Annotated in this window: 13 protein-coding genes and 4 tRNA genes; 15 read left to right on the forward strand and 2 right to left on the reverse strand. The window is 60.5% G+C overall.

All coding sequences use genetic code 11. The features are described from left to right. The first annotated feature begins 131 nt into the window (after nucleotides 1-131). The 8 genes from DSM100238_RS03335 (at nucleotide 132) to dapC (ending at nucleotide 5633) form a co-directional block, all read left to right on the forward strand. Nucleotides 132-213: transfer RNA gene (locus DSM100238_RS03335), tRNA-Tyr, on the forward strand. Between the two features lies 1 nt (nucleotide 214). Then, nucleotides 215-286 (forward strand) — tRNA-Thr (locus DSM100238_RS03340). Between the two features lie 5 nt (nucleotides 287-291). Next, nucleotides 292-365 (forward strand) — tRNA-Met (locus DSM100238_RS03345). 51 nt (nucleotides 366-416) lie between these two features. Continuing rightward, on the forward strand, nucleotides 417-587 hold the full coding sequence (rpmG, locus tag DSM100238_RS03350) for a 50S ribosomal protein L33 (RefSeq protein ID WP_003814458.1): 171 nt from the start codon (nucleotides 417-419) through the stop codon (nucleotides 585-587). A gap of 424 nt (nucleotides 588-1011) precedes the next feature. Further along, a complete protein-coding gene (locus tag DSM100238_RS03355) occupies nucleotides 1012-2211 on the forward strand; it encodes a UDP-N-acetylmuramate dehydrogenase (RefSeq protein ID WP_152355313.1) in 1200 nt (399 codons plus the stop codon). Nucleotides 2212-2389: 178 nt separating this feature from the next. Further along, on the forward strand, nucleotides 2390-3961 hold the full coding sequence (locus tag DSM100238_RS03360; protein ID WP_167511024.1) for an amino acid permease: 1572 nt from the start codon (nucleotides 2390-2392) through the stop codon (nucleotides 3959-3961). 10 nt (nucleotides 3962-3971) lie between these two features. After that, nucleotides 3972-4298, forward strand: coding sequence for a ferredoxin (fdxA, locus tag DSM100238_RS03365; protein WP_015450985.1), 327 nt, complete (start codon nucleotides 3972-3974; stop codon nucleotides 4296-4298). Between the two features lie 156 nt (nucleotides 4299-4454). Beyond that, nucleotides 4455-5633 carry a succinyldiaminopimelate transaminase gene (gene dapC, locus DSM100238_RS03370; protein ID WP_152355314.1) on the forward strand — a complete coding sequence of 393 codons (1179 nt, stop codon included), beginning with the start codon at nucleotides 4455-4457 and terminating at the stop codon, nucleotides 5631-5633. 35 nt (nucleotides 5634-5668) lie between these two features. Here the strand turns inward: dapC and dinB are convergent, their stop codons facing one another. Further along, nucleotides 5669-7021 carry a DNA polymerase IV gene (gene dinB / locus DSM100238_RS03375; protein ID WP_152355315.1) on the reverse strand — a complete coding sequence of 451 codons (1353 nt, stop codon included), beginning with the start codon at nucleotides 7019-7021 and terminating at the stop codon, nucleotides 5669-5671. Between the two features lie 119 nt (nucleotides 7022-7140). Here dinB and DSM100238_RS03380 point away from each other — a divergent pair. The 6 genes from DSM100238_RS03380 (at nucleotide 7141) to rpsI (ending at nucleotide 12727) form a co-directional block, all read left to right on the forward strand. Then, a tRNA-Ser gene (locus DSM100238_RS03380) sits at nucleotides 7141-7228 on the forward strand. A 626-nt stretch (nucleotides 7229-7854) separates the two neighbouring features. Further along, nucleotides 7855-8496, forward strand: a complete 642-nt coding sequence (locus DSM100238_RS03385) for an IMPACT family protein (RefSeq protein ID WP_152355316.1) — start codon at nucleotides 7855-7857, stop codon at nucleotides 8494-8496. Between the two features lie 4 nt (nucleotides 8497-8500). After that, nucleotides 8501-9271: an AbrB family transcriptional regulator gene (locus tag DSM100238_RS03390; RefSeq protein ID WP_205730675.1), complete on the forward strand. Its 771-nt coding sequence runs from the start codon at nucleotides 8501-8503 to the stop codon at nucleotides 9269-9271. 73 nt (nucleotides 9272-9344) lie between these two features. Continuing rightward, on the forward strand, nucleotides 9345-11510 hold the full coding sequence (gene malQ / locus DSM100238_RS03395; protein WP_152355318.1) for a 4-alpha-glucanotransferase: 2166 nt from the start codon (nucleotides 9345-9347) through the stop codon (nucleotides 11508-11510). Between the two features lie 254 nt (nucleotides 11511-11764). Continuing rightward, the gene (gene rplM, locus DSM100238_RS03400) at nucleotides 11765-12214 is read left to right on the forward strand and encodes a 50S ribosomal protein L13 (RefSeq protein ID WP_152355319.1); all 450 of its coding nucleotides are present in this window, start codon (nucleotides 11765-11767) and stop codon (nucleotides 12212-12214) included. Nucleotides 12215-12235: 21 nt separating this feature from the next. Further along, entirely contained in the window at nucleotides 12236-12727 is a 492-nt protein-coding gene (rpsI, locus tag DSM100238_RS03405) for a 30S ribosomal protein S9 (RefSeq protein ID WP_152355320.1), read from the forward strand. 191 nt (nucleotides 12728-12918) lie between these two features. On the opposite strand, the gene glgX is transcribed toward rpsI, so the two are convergent. Further along, nucleotides 12919-15507, reverse strand: coding sequence for a glycogen debranching protein GlgX (gene glgX, locus DSM100238_RS03410; protein WP_152355321.1), 2589 nt, complete (start codon nucleotides 15505-15507; stop codon nucleotides 12919-12921). Between the two features lie 283 nt (nucleotides 15508-15790). Here glgX and adhE point away from each other — a divergent pair, with 283 nt between their 5' ends. After that, on the forward strand, nucleotides 15791-18523 hold the full coding sequence (gene adhE / locus DSM100238_RS03415) for a bifunctional acetaldehyde-CoA/alcohol dehydrogenase (RefSeq protein ID WP_152355322.1): 2733 nt from the start codon (nucleotides 15791-15793) through the stop codon (nucleotides 18521-18523). Nucleotides 18524-18613: the final 90 nt, after the last annotated feature.

Consider the following 18613-nt stretch of genomic DNA (forward strand, 5'->3'; position numbering starts at 1 on the left):
CGGCGTGTCGCTTGGAATTCCGCGGATTTGGAGCTGCGGTTCCGTAGTGGCGACACGCCTGATTTGCATTTGTCCGGCAAAAATGCCATTATAGCCAAGTTGCCGGTTGCGGCTAGGTCGCTGGCGGCAAGGGCTGGTTTCCCAAGCGGTCAAAGGGACCTGACTGTAAATCAGGCGCTTCGTGCTTCAATGGTTCGAATCCATTACCAGCCACGCCTCGATAGCTCAGTGGTAGAGCACTTCCTTGGTAAGGAAGAGGTCGTGAGTCCAATTCTCACTCGAGGCTCTCATGGCGGGGTAGCTCAGCTGGCTAGAGCGTACGACTCATAATCGTAAGGTCAAGAGTTCGAGTCTCTTCCTCGCTACAAAGGCCGGCGGACACGCCGGTAAGCAATCGATCACAGAGGTGAACCAACATGGCAAGCAAGAGCGCCGACATCCGTCCGGGTATCACGCTGGCATGCACGGAGTGCAAGGAGCGTAACTACATCACGACCAAGAATCGTCGTAACACTCCTGACCGTCTTGAGCTGAAGAAGTTCTGCCCGCGTTGCGGCAAGCAGACGGTTCACCGCGAAACCCGCTGAATCTGTTCGAGCGTGGCATCACGCTTACGAGAGAGCCTGACTTCGGTCAGGCTTTTTTGTTATCCGCATCGTTCAGATGTGTTCGCCGGTCGTCAGGTCCGTCGCGAGCGTATCCGTCTCACCCCTTCTGCCGCGCAGCTGAGGGAGTGTCAAGACGAACGCGGTCGGATGCAGGCGGCGCATGGCGTCTCAGCCTTCTACCGACACTGAGAGGGGTGTCAGCGTCGGCAGAAGCAGAATATTGGGAAGCCCGATGTGCCAGTGGAGGCAAGGTGTTGAAGGGTGGCGAGTTCGTCACGACGAAGCAGAATATCTGGGAGTCCGTCGTGTCGGTGGGGCATGACTGGAGACTGGGATATGGGGCAGTCCGTCATGCCGGCAGGCGGCTCGCAGGCTCGGCAAGCCTGCGGCTAGTATGGCGGGTATGACCACAGAGCACAGCACCACGACCTTCGCCGATTTGACCACTATCGGCGTGGGCGGGCCGATTCGTACCTTCCTGACCCCTGACACCCGCGCCGGGATCATCGACGCCGTGCGGCAGGCCGATGCCGCCGGACTGCCTCTCAGCGTGATCGGCGGCGGCTCGAATCTTCTTGTCGCAGACGATCCGTTCGACGGCATCGTTGTGCGTGACGCCCGGCACGACATCCGGTTCGGTTCACCGCAGGCGGACGGCACGGTGTCCGTCACCGCAGATGCCGGCTGCAACTGGGATGATTTCGTCGCCACGAGCGTCGCCCAGGGTCTTGAAGGCGTCGAAGGACTGTCCGGCATCCCCGGCACGGTCGGCGCATCAGTCGTACAGAACATCGGCGCATACGGTCAGGAAGTCGCCTCCAGCGTCACCAAGGTCGAGGCGTGGGATCGCGAAACGTCGAGTGCGGTCGTCCTCGAAACACAGCAACTGCGATTCGGCTACCGCATGTCCGCGCTGAAAGCCAGCATGTACGATGCCCCGGCGCGGCCGTCCTCCCGACTGTTCCCAACCCCGCGGTTCGTCGTGCTGTCGGTCACGTTCCGTATGCATCGCGGAGCGGAGGGTACCGTCGGCTACGGCCAGCTGGGCAAGGCGCTCGGCGTTGAGGTCGGCGATCGCATGCCTGTGGCGGCGATCCGTGAGGCCGTGCTTCATGTTCGGGCCGCAAAAGGCATGCTTGAAGACGCGCATCGGTACGAAATCGCAGCCATGGCGGGGGCCAAACGTGCGGATACGGTCAAGGCCGCCTTGCAAGCGCAGCGTGAGACGACCGGATCGGACGGTCCGGATTTCAACCGTCATAGCTGCGGCAGTTTCTTCATGAACCCGATTCTTGACGACACGCAAGCCACGATGCTGCCTGAGGATGCTCCACGGTTCCCCGCCGTATTGCCGTCCGGCGCGCCCGGTACCAAGACGTCCGCGGCCTGGCTGATCGACCATGCCGGATTCCATAAGGGGTATGCCGTCGCCGATGGCGCTCCGGCGAGTCTGTCCACACTGCATACGCTCGCATTGACCAATCGTGGCTCAGCACGTGCCGCGGATATCGCGCTGCTTGCCCGTACCGTCCGTGACGGCGTCGAGCGTGCGTTCGGCGTGCGCCTCGTTCCTGAGCCTGTGCTCGTAGGCATCACATGGTAAACCCATCACGCCGCCGGGGGCTTTCCTCGCATCCCACAGCCGATAACCGCATCGCGGCCATCATCAGCGTCCGCAACCGCAGGCGGCATTAGAATCACGTGCCATACGAACGATGCCGTCATGGCGTGGCGACCGCATGCATCGCACAATCACACATATGAGAGGACCTGACTGCCGTATGCATCTTTTCAGAACCAAATCGGTTGAGCAGACACTCGTCGAGACCGGGGACAACGAACGCAAGCTGGTCCGCACGTTGGGCGTGTGGGATCTGGCGATGATGGGTGTCGCGGTCGCCGTCGGCGCCGGCATTTTCTCCGTGGGCGCCCAAGCGATTGCATATCATGCGGGTCCCGCGGCGATACTGAGCTTCCTGATTGCGGGCATCGTATGCGGTGCTGCGGTGATGTGCTACGCGGAGTTCGCGTCGATGATCCCGGTCGCCGGATCCGCGTACACCTTCACCTACACGACAATGGGGGAGCTGGTCGCCTGGGTGATCGGCTGGGATCTGATCCTCGAGATGCTTATGGCTGGTTCGGTTATCGCGAAATACTGGGGTGTCTATCTCAACGACTTCTTGCATCTGATCGGCTGGAACACCTCCACGCAAGTCAGTGTCGGCGGATTGTCCATTGACTTCGCGCCCCTGGTGATCGTCGCGTTCTTCACGGTGCTGCTGGTGCTGGGCACCCGGCTGTCCACGCGTGTCGATGGCGCGCTGACCGTTCTTAAAATCGGCATCGTCCTGTTCGTGGTCATCGTCGGGTTCTTCTACGTCAAGGCGAGTAATTTCACGCCGTTCATCCCGCCTGAGCAGCCGGCTTCCAGCGTTCGTGGCGCTTCGGCGAGCGGGGCGATGATGCAGCCGCTATGGCAGTGGATGACCGGCATGAAGCCCACGGTGTACGGCGTTCCGGGCATTCTGTCGGGTGCGGCGTTGGTGTTCTTCGCGTTCCTCGGCTTTGATGTGGTCGCCACCGCTTCTGAGGAGACGAAGAATCCCGGGCGTAACGTGCCGCTTGGTATCGGCTTGGGTATGACGCTGGTGACGGTGCTGTACATGCTGGTCGCCGTGGTCACCACCGGCATGGTTTCCTATAAGCAGCTTGCGAAAGCCGACAGCCCGTCCTTGGCGACCGGTTTCGAACTGGTGGGCGCGACATGGGCGGCGAAAATCATTTCGCTGGGCATTGTCATCGGCCTGACCACGGTCGTGATGGTGCTGCTGCTCGGCTTGACGCGTGTCGTGTTCGCGATGAGCCGTGACGGGCTGCTGCCGCGTGGCCTGTCGAAAGTTGGCAAGCATGGCACTCCGGCTCGCTTGCAGATCGCGGTCGGTCTGGTCGTCGCACTGGTCGCTTCCTGCTTCAATATCGATATTCTGGCGGATATGGTCAATATTGGCACCCTGTCTGCATTCACACTGGTGGCGCTTGGCATCCCGATCATGCGACGCAAACGTCCCGATCTGCCGCGTGCCTTCCGTATGCCCGGCAACCCGTGGGTGCCGGTGCTCATCGCACTTGCGAACTTCTGGCTGATGCTTAATCTCAGCGTGCTGACTTGGCTGCGGTTCCTGGTGTGGCTTGCCATCGGCTTCCTGATCTATTTTGGCTACTCGTACCGGCATTCAAGGCTCGGCAACGGCGAGCTGGTCGATCATCTGCCGCAAGGAGCGCAGGATGCCGGTGCCTCAGCACCATCGTCTGCCACGTCCCCGACCGTGGGTAGTGTGGAAGGCGAATGAGGAGGTAGCCATGGCCTATGTCATTGCCCAGCCGTGCGTCGACGTCAAGGACAAAGCCTGCGTTGACGAATGCCCGGTGGATTGCATCTACGAGGGTTCGCGTTCGCTGTACATCAACCCCAACGAATGCGTGGATTGCGGTGCCTGCGAACCGGTGTGCCCGACCGAAGCCATCTTCTACGAGGACGATCTTCCCGAGGAGTGGGCTTGGTATAAAGACGCCGCGGTGAGTTTCTTCGACGAGGTCGGCGATTTGGGCGGTGCATCCGCCGCCGGCCCGATCGGCAAGGATCCTGCGCAGGTGGCCGCTCTGCCGCCGCAGAATCAGGAGTCCTGAACAGGTTCAGCCGTGTTGGACGGTCGCCGCACGTGTCGTGTGACGGCCGTCCTCGCATATTTCGTCATATACCCGTCCGGCACGGTTCAGCCGAATACCGGCTGTGCGAGGGGAGCCCAGGCACATCCTGCACTGGAGCGGAGAGGAGTTCACGTCATGGGATTCGCTGCATTCGATAACACTTACGATTGGTCCAAGCTTGCCACATTCCGGCAGACTGCCATGCACACGCCGAACGGGCAAATTGATCTGTCTGTCGGCTCGCCGGTTGATCCGGTCCCGCAATCAGTGCAGCGTGCGCTGGCTGCCGCAGCAAACGAACGCAATGCTTTCGGATACCCGAAAACCATCGGCACGGACGACTTGCGCGGAGCCATCGCCCACTGGATGCGCGTATGCCGTGGCGTCGACATGGACGCCATCGGTGCCGGTGCCGTTCCCACCGTCGGATCGAAGGAAGCGGTGGCGTTGATGGCTTCGTTGCTCGGTCTTGGCCCGGGTGATGTCGTCGTACAGCCGAGCGTGTCGTATCCGACGTACGAAATCGGTACGCAGATCGCAGGAGCGACCGTCGTCAAGGTCGATGATGTCGCGGATACGGATTCCTGGCGGAACACGCCCGGAGTCAAGGCCATCTGGATAAACTCCCCGTCGAACCCGACAGGGAAGGTGCTGTCCTCCGACCAGCTCGCCGGCATCGTCGCAGCGGCGCGAGACATCAATGCCGTCGTCCTGTCTGATGAATGCTACGCGATGATGGACTGGCGCACCGCCTCCACCCATGATGATTCCAATGAGGCGCAGGCCGCGAACTCCTTCTCGCTGTCCTCCACGCCATGCGTGCTGTCGCCTGCCGTATGCGACAGCACCGCCAAGAACATCCTGATGCTGTATTCGCTGAGTAAACAGTCAAATATGGCGGGCTACCGTACCGCGTTCGTCGCCGGCGACGCGGATCTCCTCAAGCGCATGTCAGCGTATCGCAAACAGCTGGGACTGATCATTCCCGGCCCGGTGCAGGCGGCCATGGCGGCGGGATTACGCGATGTCGAATCCGTGCACAACCAGTGGAAGCGCTACCGGTATCGGCTCGAATCCCTCGTCGCCGCGCTGCGCGATTACGGATATGACGCGCATATGCCGCAGGGCGGGCTGTACGTGTGGGTCAAGGCGCTCAGCGGCGACTGTTGGCAGGATATGGCGGCGCTCGCCGATTTGGGCATCGTCCCGAGTCCCGGTGAGTTCTATGGTGCGCCGGATTCGTTGCGCTTGTCGTCCACGGCAGATGATGAGACCATCGAACTGGCGTGCTCGGCGTTGCGACACGCCGCTTGACACTGCCATGAGCCCGGTTGGACGGGCGATGGCGGTTAATCCTGGTGACGTTGGTGTGGGGCTGGCGCGGTACGCGAGTTGGATACTGCGCGATGCCTGGTGTCCTGTCCTTCGCCGATGCCGAGGCTGACCGCGCCCAGCCCATAGCGTTGCCGGACGGCATCCATCGCCTGCTCGGCGTCGCGGAGACGATCCGAGCGTGATTCGCCGCTTGATGATTCATGCTCTTCCAGCATGTCTTGGAGTGTTGGCTGGATGACTGCGCCTTGCGTCGGAATCAGGGCGCTGGCGCTGATGCCGGCCAGCCGGATTTCCTTGGGCAGCGGCACGGTATCCGGCGTGTCGGGGGCGAGCCCCAGCGTGGTGTTGAGCAATGCCACTGCCTGCGGATACAAGGTGCTTGCCGCATCGGTGGCATGATCCATGGTTGTTGCGCGTGTCGTGTACGACAAGTCGGCATACCGCAGTTTCACGGTGATGGTGCGGGCCATCAGTCCGCGGGCGCGCAGCGAGCGTGCGACTTCGTCGCAGCAGCGTCGCAGCAGGCCGCGCACTTGGCGCGCATTATGGGTGTCCTTGTCGAAGGTGCTTTCTGAACCGATGGATTTTTCGGGCGTGTGCGGTGTGACGGTGCGGTCGTCCAGCCCCCATGCCGCCATGTGCAGGTGGTGCGCGGCGATGGTTGATCCGGTGGCTTGGGCGAGCGCGGTTTCGCTGGTTGTGGCGAGGTCGGCGACGTTGGTGATGCCCCAGCTGTTGAGTTTGCGTTCCAACGACGGTCCGATGCCGGGAATGCCGCGTAACGGCATCATTTGCACGAATTGCGCTTGACGGTTGACCGGGATGAGCAGCATGCCGTCCGGCTTGGCGTTGGTTGATGCCATTTTTGCGACGAGCTTGTTGGCTGCGATGCCCACTGAGCAGGTGATGTGGTAACGTTGCGCGACTTGAGCGCGAATCCATGCGCCGATTCGGCTCGGTTTTTCCCATTGCCGCAGCGCGCCGGACACGTCCATGTAGCCTTCGTCGACGGACACCTGTTCGATCTGGTCGGTGATTTGGCTGAATACCTCGTCGAAGATGCGACGGGACATCATGCGGTAATAGTGCATGTCGACAGGCAGGAATACGCCGTTCGGGCATAATTGCTGGGCGCGGGCGGTCGCCATTGCCGAGTTCACGCCGTATGCGCGGGCTTCGTAACTGGCTGCCGATACGACCGATCGCGTACCGGTGCCGATGATCACCGGTTTGCCTTTGAGCTGTGGGTTGCGCGCGATTTCCAATGATGCGTAGAAGGCGTCCATGTCGATATGCAGCACCGTGCAACCGGTTTCGTCATGCCCCCAGTCTCGTTTGGCGGCTTGAAGTCGTGGTGCGGTGCTCATGCATCCATCCTAAGCCGTGTGCGCGCATTCGGCTGCGGAAGGCGATGGGCGTGGCGTGATGTGCGTTCGTCGGCGAAAGGTGGTATGGTAATGTGATGTTGTGCTCAGCAGTGCAACATGGAGTCATGCCTGAGTGGCCGATAGGGGCACCCTGCTAAGGTGTTAGTCGCATTTAGCGGCTCGAGGGTTCGAATCCCTCTGACTCCGCCCATGGGCTTCCGGACAATCCCGGAAGCCCTTTTCATACGTGCAAGACTGCGGAATTTGGCACTCTCAAACTGTTGACGTTGGAGGGGGCTTGTGCGTAGCTGGTTTGTGCATGTCCTCAATCCGGTGACACTGGACTCGCTGTTGCGTTTCCGAGTGCACGACGTCCCGATCCGTCTGCATCGGCGGCTCTTCCAGGCGGGTGTACGTCTCGATCTCTCGTATGTAATCGTTGATCCGGTGAGATGTTGAGATGCTGCGCGTGCCGATACCGCAATGTGGTGGACCGCGCCGTCCGCCGAAACGTAGTGCGGAGCCGGAGGTACGCCTTTGTCCGCCGTCTCCGTAATTTCATTGTATCTTCACAATGGCGGAATTTCAGCATTTTCTAATCGTCGATGGTCGGTAGCAATGGAAATCTGCATTCGTTGTCATCCTGATTTTCCGCATAACTATTTCGGTTTTGCGTTAACATTTTTTGCGTTGATGCATATGTTCACATTGTGTGCCCCACATTCGTATCTCGGCGTGTCTCGGCGTGTCACCGTGCGCCGTGCCGCGCAGGTCCGCACGTGTGCCATCGATATGCTGCCGATCGCTATCCATGCGCTATCGTGGAATCTGCTATGGCTGAATCATTCACAGTGCTTGATCCCGCATCCGCTCCCGCACAAGGGTCGCTGACGGAAAAGAAGTCCGAGTTCATCGCCGACATCTGCCATGTCGACGAACTGGCACAAGCGATGTCTTTCGTGGAGTCGATCCGTCAGCATCATCCGAAAGCCCGTCATGTCGCCTATGCCGCGATATGCGGCGACGAGGGGCGTCTCGCCGAGCGCATGAGCGATGACGGCGAACCTTCAGGCACCGCCGGCAAGCCGATTCTCGATGTGCTGCGCGCCAATCATCTGACCGATTGCGCGGTGACGGTCACCCGATATTTCGGCGGCATCCTTCTGGGGTCAGGCGGATTGACGCGCGCGTACTCTTCTGCTGCAGCCCTGGCGGTCAAGGCGGCGAATACCGCGAGAATCGTCACCTGTGTACGATTGCGGATGACTGTCACCTATCCGCAGCTCGACACGCTCACGCATGTGATTGCGCAATCCGGCGGCGTGCAGGACAACGAACAGTACACCGATGTCGTTACCCTTGACGCCCTGATCGAGCAATCGAAGGCGTCGGCATTCCACACTCGTGTCATTGAGGCTTTTCGCGGGTCGGTGCATGCCGAACAGGTCGGTGTCGAACACCGGGCGATACAGTGAGGGTATGAGTGACGGCATGAGTGAGATGACAGCATCACAACACGAAGAGGCGTCGGCGGCTTCGCAGGACGTGCAGACTCGAGACCAGCAGCCTCAGGGCGGGCAGCCCGTCGACAGTCAGGATGCCCAGGCGGACAGCCAGACCTCAGCCAGCGCGGCGCCGGCGTTCGAGCCGTTGACGGTCACGTATGAGCGTCTGCGCCATACCGATGATGTCGAAGAACTGCACGGATTCGCGCGCCGTCCGTTGCCGGACCGTTCGCTGCAGGCGGCGTTCTCCCGGGCGACCGCATTGCTTGAGGCGGTTGCCGGCAACCAGCACACGCCGCTTGAGGATCGTGTGTTTCTCGCCACCGAGATGCCGTTCCCGAATATTCTGGTCAAACTGTCGGAAGATTCTGAGCCTCAGGTGCGTCGTGCGGTCGCCGCGAATCAGGATGACAAGAATTGGCTGGTGGGGCGCCTGACCAAGGATCCCGACCCGTCCGTGCGCGATGCCGCCTTACGCAATCCCCGTACATCGTGGAAGATGCGTCTTGAGGGGGCGCAGAACCCCGAAGTCGATGCGGACACGCTGGATTTTCTCTCCACGCTTGGCGTGTCGTGCGAACCCGGCGCTCCGGTCGTGCTTGCAGGTATGGTGCGCCGTGCGGTCGCGCTCAATCCGCGAGCCTCGCGAGAGACCTTGCAACGCTTAAGTTCCGATGCCTCTGCGTCTGTGGCGCAATGCGCGAAACACAGGCTTGAGACCGATTCGACGGTCGAATCGAACTGAAATGCCGAAAAACTATCGGTGAATCCGAGATTTCGTATTCTTCCGGTCGCTTTTTGGGCTTACACTTGAACGTATGACAGAGAAGACCGAAAACGATGAGCGCCTCGCTCGTCCTCTGATTCGTCTTGCCAAGCTCGTCGGCATCGGCACCAGCTATGTCGGACAAAGCAACGACTACCACGAAATCGAGGATGACGTCCTCGTGGCGGTGTTGGCTGCGCTTGGCGTGGATGCGTCGAACGATGAGGCCATCGAACGTTCCATCCATACCATTCTCGACGAGCGCCACGCGCGTCTGGTCGCCCCGACCGTCCTGCATACGGTCGGCAAAGAGGACTCCGTGCTGGTGAATACCGGCATTCTGGAGATTCCGTCGGCGACCATCACCCTTGAGAACGGCCAGCAGTATGACGGCGAGATCGTCGCCGGAGCAGGCGACGGTTCCCAAGCGTATTCGCTGAACGGCACGTTCATCGCGACCGCCTCGCTGACCCTCCCGAAGGATCTTCCGATTGGCTATCACACGCTGCATGTGCGTGTGGGCGACCGCAAGCAGGATGCCACGCTGATCAGCGCGCCTGAAAAAATCGAGCTGATCGACCCGATGAAGAACAACCAGCTATGGGGCTGGATGGCGCAGCTGTATTCCATTCGTTCCAACGGTTCCTGGGGTGTGGGTGATTTCGAGGATCTCAAGACCCTGCTGGTGGAAGCCAAGCGCAAGACCGGCGCCGATTTCATGCTGATCAACCCGGTGCATGGCAGCGAACCGGTTGCTCCGCTGACCCCGTCTCCGTACTTGCCGATCAGCCGCCGCTTTGTGAACTTCACGTATATCCGTCCGGAATCGATCCCGGAGTATCGTCAGCTTGACGACGCCGCCCGCAAGCAGATCGAGGAGCTTCACTCCCAGGTCGAGCCGCTCAACGGCGACGCCCAGCTCATTGACCGCGACACCATGTGGCGTATGAAGATGCGCGCATTGTGGCTGGTGTTCAAGGCGGGTCGTCCTGCCGGTCGCCAGGCTGAATTCGACGTGTACAAGAAGGAACAGGGCGCTGAGCTCGAGTCCTATGCCACGTGGTGCCTGTGCTACGACAAGTGGGGCAAGCCCGAGGACACTCCGGATAACTGGGAGCGTAAGTACGCGAAGGATTCTGCACAGGTCGCCGCGCTGCGCAAGCAGTTCCCCGACACCTTGGAGTTCTACCGCTGGCTTGAATGGATTGCCGGCGAGCAGCTGGAATCCGCGCAGCGTGCTGCGAAGGATGCCGGCATGAAGATCGGCTTGATGGCTGATATGGCCGTGGGCGTCCATCCTGCCGGGTCTGATGTGTGGTGGAACCCCGAGCGCTTCGCCAAGGGAGCCACGGTCGGCGCGCCGCCGGATTACTTCAACCAGCAGGGGCAGGATTGGAGCCAGCCTCCGCTCAACCCGATTCAGCTTGAGCGCACCGGATATCAGGTGTATCGCGAGATGGTGCACGGCATGTTCGCTCGTGCCGGTGCCGTCCGTATCGACCATATCCTCGGCCTGTTCCGCCTGTGGTGGATTCCGCAGGGCAAGGGCGCGAAGCATGGCGCTTACGTGTACTACGATTCCGAGGTCATGCTCGGCATTCTCGCCATCGAGGCGGCGCGCGCCAACGGCGTGGTCGTCGGCGAGGATCTCGGCGTGGTCCCCGATTTCGTGACGAAGTCGCTCGGACGCCATGGCGTGCTTGGTTGCGCCGTCGAATGGTTCGAACAGATGGATGGCAAGTTCAAGGCTCCGAAGACGTGGCGCGAGTACGCGCTCGCCTCGGTCAACACCCACGATATGCCGCCGTCCTACGGCTATCTTGAGTATGAGCAGGTGAAGATCCGCGAGAAGCTCAACCTGCTTGACAGCCCGGTCGAGGAGTTCCAGGCTTCTGCCACCAAGGAGCACAACGCGATGCTCAAGATGCTGGTTGACAATGGCTATCTTGATGCGGAACTGCTTAAGGACGAGAAGGCCAATGAGCAGCAGATCGTCGAAGCGCTGTACCGCGGGCTCAAGGACGCGCCGAGCAAACTCATCGCGGCGTCCATCACCGATGCCGTGGGCGAGAAGCGCGCGCAGAACCAGCCGGGCACGAACAACGAATACCCGAACTGGCGTATTCCGCTTGCGGATTATGACGGCAATGCCGTCCCGCTGGAGAAGCTCTTCGACAACGAGCGGCTCCAATCACTGACGAAGATCATGAATTCCTGATTGTCGTCGGGCTGATATCGGTGGCCTGTCGGTTTTGTGCCGGCAGGCCACCGTTGTTGTATACGGCGCGGTGGCGTGTTGCGTTTGGGTAGGGGGAACGATATACTTATCGACTGTTGTGTTCCCAAGGGGTCCTTCAAAGCGCTTTCCCACTCGCCATCGAGGACTTTCAGGGAGCCCACGATAAGAAAACCGGGCGGTTTCGTGGTTACGGACAGCTTGGTTTGGAACACAATATGAGAAAAGGTACAACCGTGAAGACTTTCACACCGAAGCCAGATGATCTGACTCATGAGTGGTACGTCGTCGACGCCACTGACGTGGTGCTCGGCCGTCTCGCGACGCAGGTCGCCATCCTGCTGCGCGGCAAGAACAAGCCGACGTACGCGCCGCACGCCGATTCCGGCAATCATGTCATCGTCATCAACGCCGCGAAGGTGGCGCTGACCGGCAACAAGCTCGACAAGGAGCTGTACTCGCACTCCGGCCGTCCTGGCGGCCTGCGTCGCGACAAGTACGCCGACCTGCTCGAGCGTAAGCCGGAGCGTATCATCACCGCCGCTGTCCGTGGCATGCTGCCGAAGAACCGTCTTGCGAAGGTGCAGCTCAACCGTCTGCACGTTTTCGCCGGCGAAGAGCATCCGCACACCCCGCAGAAGCCGCAGGTCTTCGAGATCACGCAGGTTTCTCAGCAGGCCAAGTGAACCGAAGGGAGATAAAGAAACATGGCTGAAAACACCAACGACTCCGCGGTTCTCGAGACCGAAGAGGAGCTCACCTCGTACACCACCGAAACCAACGCTGGCGCTGGCACCGGTACGTCCCAGATTGCCCCTTGCTACGGCACCGGCCGCCGCAAGGAAGCTGTCGCCCGTGTTCGTCTGGTTCCGGGCACCGGCAAGTGGACGATCAACGGCCACACGCTTGAGGAGTATTTCCCGTCCAAGCTGCTGCAGCGTGAGGTGAATTCCCCGATCGTGCTGCTTAAGCTCGAGGGCAAGTTCGACGCCATCGTCCTCGTGGACGGCGGCGGCACCACCGGTCAGGCTGGTGCCATCCGTCTTGGTGTCGCTCGCGCGCTGAACGCGGTCGACCGTGAAGCGAACCGCATCACGCTGAAGAAGGCTGGCTTCCTGACTCGCGACTCCCGTGTCGTCGAGCGCAAGAAGGCTGGTCTGCACAAGGCACGTCGCGCTCCGCAGTTCTCGAAGCGTTAAGTTCGCTTGTGCGTGTGCTTTCACGCACCGCAATGCACAATGCCGGTATCCCGAAAGGGTGCCGGCATTTGTCGTTTGCCTAGGCCATCAGCATGCTCGACGAGCAGCAACGGCTGGGGCAAGGCCTTCCGGTGTTCTCGCTGTAGGCCTTGCCGGGGACGGGGATGATCGTGTAACGATCACCGTCGATATCAGTCGGATTGGTCAGTCGGCTTGATCTGTTGCATCAGCGTGATGCTGTATTCGGGGACCATCCAGGTGTCTTGTGGCGGGGTGGCGGTGCGATGTTGCGCCGCGCGCATGGCAGGGTTGCCCGCGGCATCTTCCATCGGCGTCGTGGCTGCCGGCACATCCTCGTCTGCGATTGCGCGATCTGCATGATGCAACGGTTCGAACGCGTCTGCCTGATTGATGATGCTTGGGACTTGGGGGGTCATCGCCGAGGTGGAGTCATGTGCCGTGTTTTGGGCATGGGCGATCACGTCGCTGAGGGCGTATTGTGCCAGATGCATTGCCATCCAGTTGGTGTCAGGCGAATGCTGGGCAACGGTGACTTTCGCGCCGGGCGCGGGCTCGATGCCCTCTGCTTGCGCCGAGCTCCACACGGTCTGCCATGAACTGTCGGCGGGCAGCCGGAAGCTGCAATCGCCGGCATCGCCATTGATGACGATGAGCAGGTCGGCGGCATTGCGGGCGATGAGGCGCATGGTGAAGCGGCGGGTCATCTTGTTCGACCAGTCAGTGTTGACCGGGGCATTGCCGTCGGGCAGGAACCACTGTACGCGGTTGGACTGTTTGAACAATCCGATTTGCGTAAGACGGGTATAGAAATCCTCCGTATGGAACAGTGACAGGGATTTGCGTGCCGAAATCAGTCTTGACACGGATTCGAAGATCTTCAATTGCCGGTTTTTGCCGGTCGAGTTCATCCAATCCCATTGCAGCCATGTGATGTCATTGTCTTGGCAGTAAGCGTTGTTGTTGCCCTGCTGGCTATTGCCGAATTCGTCGCCTGCCTGAAGCATCGGCGTTCCCAACGACAGCAGCAGTGTGCCGAGCATATTGAGGGCTGCCCGTTCGCGGCGTTTGTTGATTGCGGGATCGTCGGACGGCCCTTCGTGGCCGAAATTGACCGAATAGTTGACATTCGATCCGTCGTTGTTGTCCTCGCCGTTGTCTTCGTTGTGCTTGCGCGCGTATGTGGTGAGGTCGGCGGTGGTGAAGCCGTCGTGGCAAGAGATGAAGTTGATGGATGACGGTGCGCCGCGCCCGGGCTCGGTGGCGAAGAGGTCTGCGGAACCGCACAAGCGGGTGGCCATCTCCTGCATGCCGGTTTCACTGTTGCCGGGCCGTTCGACCGGATCGGTCAGCCAGAATTGCCTGACCGCGTTGCGGAAGGCGTCGTTCCATTCGCCGAAGGGCATGCCGAACTGTCCGGTGCGCCATCCTTGGTAGCCGACATCCCATGGTTCCATGATGAGCTTGAGATTGCCGAGCAGCATGTCGCTGCGCAGGGCGTACAGGAATGGGTGGTGTTTGGTGAAGTTGCCGTCGAGACGCGCCAGCGAGGCGGCAAGGTCGAAGCGGAAGCCGTCAACGCCGATGCGTTTCGCCCAATATCGCAGACTGTCGATGGCGAAGGTGACGACATGGGTGTTGGTGAAGTCAAGCGTGTTGCCGCAGCCGGTGGTGTCTTCGAGACGGCCGGGGTTGTTGCGCTGGTGACGGTAGTAGGACAGTTCGTCCAATCCACGCCAGCATACGGTCGGGCCGTCTGTTCCGCCTTCGCACGTGTGGTTGTACACCACGTCCATGATGACTTCGAATCCGGCCTCATGCAGTGCGCGGACCATATCGATGACCTCCTGCCTGACGGCGCGGGGGCCTGAACGTTGTGCGGCCTGGGTGGCGTAAGACGGTTCCGGGGCAAAGTATCCGAGTGTCGAGTATCCCCAGTAGTTGTGTCGGCCTCGTTGCTGGAGGAACAGTTCGTCCTGTTTGGCTTGGATCGGCAGCAATTCGATGGAGGTGACCCCAAGGGTTTGCAGGTAGGACAGGGTGGTGGGGTGGGCGAGTCCCGCGTAGGTGCCGCGCAGTTCCTGTGGCAGCCATGGCGCGTTCGCGGTGAAGCCTTTGACATGGAGTTCGTAGATGACGGTTTTGCTCCATGGCACGTGGGGGTGGGAAGGTTCGCCTTCGTGCTTGGTGGTGTCCCTGTCGTCGATGGCCACCGATACTGGCATGCTGCCCAAAGAGTCGAGGGTGCTCATCTTGCCGTCGGGGGAGCCGTGGACGACGCCGTTGTCGATGCCGCACTCATAGGAGAATGCGGAGGGGTCGAGTTTCATTGTCCCGTCGATGCCTTTGCCGTAGGGGTCGAGCAGGATTTTGTATGGGTTGAAGCGTACGTCGTGCTTCGGATTCCACTGTCCGTCCACCCGATAGGCGTAGCGCATGCCATCCCACGCTTTTGGCAGATGGACGTACCACAGACCGTAGTTTGGGCCGCTCATGGCGAACAGGGTCTCTCGCACGTACATGGATTCGATGATTCTTGAGCAGATCGGGAACGATCGCACTTCTTGCGTCCATGGGATCGGCGACCCCTTGAACAGGCGTACTGCTTCGTTGTAGAACGCGGATGGCCGGTCGAGTGGCTCGTAGACGCACAGCCAGATGTGGTCTGCTGTTTCTGACCTGACAACGGCATCCGCCCCGCCGTCTTCGGTGAAGTAGAAGCCCGGCCGTGTAGCGTAGCGGTGCAATGGCGGATTTTTCATGGTGCCATTGTAAGGTCTGCGATTGCTGTTTGCGTAAACATCGCACACAATATGGTCAGTTGTTAGGGTATTTGCCTAGTTGTGCAACGAAGGTAACAGAAGCAAACAAAATACGTTCAATATCGCGCATGAGATGCTCGGCGAGTTCCATGAAACGCTCAACACCACGCAAGTACGAGAACGTACCGGTTATCCGCTACATTGTGATGAAGGTCACACATTTCGGTGACGAGCCGCCGACCGGCGGTGACCTCTTATGCACTACAGGCTCGAGGAGGACCAATTGGCAGAAGCAAAGAAAACAGAGGCTACCAAGCCAAGCCCCGAAGAAAAGCTGATCGCGGCTCAGGCCGAGGTTGACGAGCTGGTCAAGAAGGCCCAGGTTGCCCTGAAGGAATTCGAGAAGCTGGATCAAAAGCAGGTTGACCACATCGTCGCGAAGGCGTCTGTCGCGGCGCTGAACAAGCATCTGCAGCTGGCGAAGATGGCCGTGGACGAAACCGGTCGTGGCCTCGTCGAAGACAAGGCGACCAAGAACATCTTCGCTTGCGAGCATGTCACCCATTATCTGGCAGGGCAGAAGACCGTCGGCATCATCCGCTCCGACGACGTCCTCGGCATCGATGAAATCGCTGAACCGGTCGGTGTCGTCGCTGGTGTCACCCCGGTCACCAACCCGACCTCCACCGCCATCTTCAAGTCCCTGATCGCACTGAAGACCCGTTGCCCGATCGTCTTCGGCTTCCATCCGTTCGCGCAGAAGTGCTCCGTCGCCGCCGCCAAGATCGTGCGTGACGCCGCCATTGCCGCGGGCGCACCTGAGAACTGTATCCAGTGGATTGAGCACCCGTCCATCGAGGCGACCGGCGCGCTCATGCGGCACGACGGTGTCGCCACGATTCTTGCGACCGGTGGGCCGGGCATGGTCAAAGCCGCCTACACCTCCGGCAAGCCGGCTCTTGGCGTGGGCCCAGGCAATGCCCCCGCATACGTGGATTCCGATGTCGATATCGAACGTGCAGCCAACGACCTCATTCTGTCCAAGCACTTCGACTATGGCATGATCTGCGCCACCGAACAGGCGATCATCGCCCACAAGGACATCTACGACCCGCTGGTCAAGGAACTCAAGCGTCGCAAGGCATACTTCGTGAACGCCGACGAAAAGGCCAAGCTCGAACAGTACATGTTCGGTTGCACCGCGTATTCCGGCGGCTCTCCCAAGCTCAACTCCATCGTGCCGGGCAAATCCCCGCAATACATCGCGCATGAGGCGGGCTTCGAAGTCCCCGCCGACGTGACCATCCTCGCTGCTGAATGCAAGGAAGTTGGTGAGATGGAACCGCTCACCCTTGAGAAGCTTTGCCCCGTTCACGCCGTGCTCAAGGCCGACAGCAAGGAGCAGGCCTTCGAGATGTGTGAAGAGATGCTCAAGCATGGCGCCGGCCACACCGCCGCCATCCATACCAACAATCAGGACCTGGCCCGTGAGTTCGGCCTGCGTATGCACGCCTGCCGTATCATCTGGAACTCCCCGAGCTCGCTCGGCGGCATCGGCGATATCTACAATTCCATCGCCCCGTCCCTGACGCTCGGCTGCGGCTCCTACGGCGGCAACTCGGTGTCCGGCAACGTCCAGGCCGTCAATCTCATCAACATCAAGCGCATCGCACGGAGGAACAACAACATGCAGTGGTTCAAGGTGCCGTCGAAGACCTATTTCGAGCCGAACGCCATCCGGTATCTGCGCGACATGTACAACCTTAACCGTGCGGTTATCGTATGCGACAAGGTCATGGAACAACTTGGCGTGGTCGACAAGATCATCGACCAGCTGCGTGCCCGTCAGAACCGCGTCACCTTCCGTATCATCGACTATGTTGAGCCGGAGCCGTCGGTTGAGACCGTCGAGCGTGGCGCGTCCATGATGCGCGACGAGTTCAAGCCCGACACCATCATCGCCGTCGGCGGTGGCTCTGCGATGGACGCCGCGAAGGTCATGTGGCTCATGTACGAGCACCCGGAAATCGCCTTCTCCGATGTGCGCGAGAAGTTCTTCGATATCCGCAAGCGCGCGTTCAAGATCCCGCCGCTGGGCGAGAAGGCCAAGCTCGTGTGCATCCCGACGTCTTCCGGCACTGGCTCGGAAGTCACCCCGTACGCCGTGATCACCGACCACAAGACCGGCTACAAGTACCCGATCACCGATTACGCGCTGACCCCGTCGGTGGCCATCGTCGATCCGGTGCTCGCCCGCACCCAGCCGCGCCGCTTGGCTTGCGATTCCGGCATGGACGCCCTGACCCACGCGATCGAGGCATACGTGTCCGTCTACTCGAACGATTTCACCGACGCGATGGCATTGCACGCCATCAAGATCATCTGGGACAACCTGTCCGAGTCCGTCAACGGTGAGGCCGGCCTCGAGAAGACCGCCGCGCAGGAGCATATGCATAATGCAGCCACCATGGCCGGCATGGCATTCGGCTCCGGCTTCCTGGGCATGTGCCACAGCATGGCGCACACCATCGGCGCGCTGTGCCACGTGGTCCACGGGCACACGAACGCCATTCTGCTGCCGTACGTCATTCGATACAACGGCCAGGTCCCGTCCGAACCGACCAGCTGGCCGAAGTACAACAAGTATGTGGCTCCGCAGCGGTATCAGGACATCGCTCGCCTGATCGGCATCGACCCGGGCAAGACCCCTGAGGAAGGTGTGGAGAATCTCGCCCGTGCCATCGAGGACTACCGCGACAACAAGCTCGGTATGGACGCCAGCTTCAAGGCTTGCGGTGTCGATGAAGATACGTACTGGTCGCTGATCGATCGTATCGGCATGCGCGCCTACGAGGATCAGTGCACGCCGGCGAACCCGCGCATCCCGCTCATCGAAGACATGGAGGACATCGCCATCGCGGCATATTACGGTGTCTCCCAGGCTGAAGGGCACAAGCTGCGCGTCGATCGTCTCGGCGTCGCCGCCACTGAGGAAGCCTCCCAGCGCGTGAAGTGACGCATACGAGCCCAGTCTCGTAAGCGGTGAACGACGTTGCGCCGCCATGCCTTCGGGTATGGCGGCGCAACGTCGTTCTATCAGTCGGAC

Origin of the sequence: Bifidobacterium apri, from assembly GCF_009299485.1 — a bacterium.
In the GTDB taxonomy this organism is placed as follows: Bacteria; Actinomycetota; Actinomycetes; order Actinomycetales; family Bifidobacteriaceae; genus Bifidobacterium; species Bifidobacterium apri.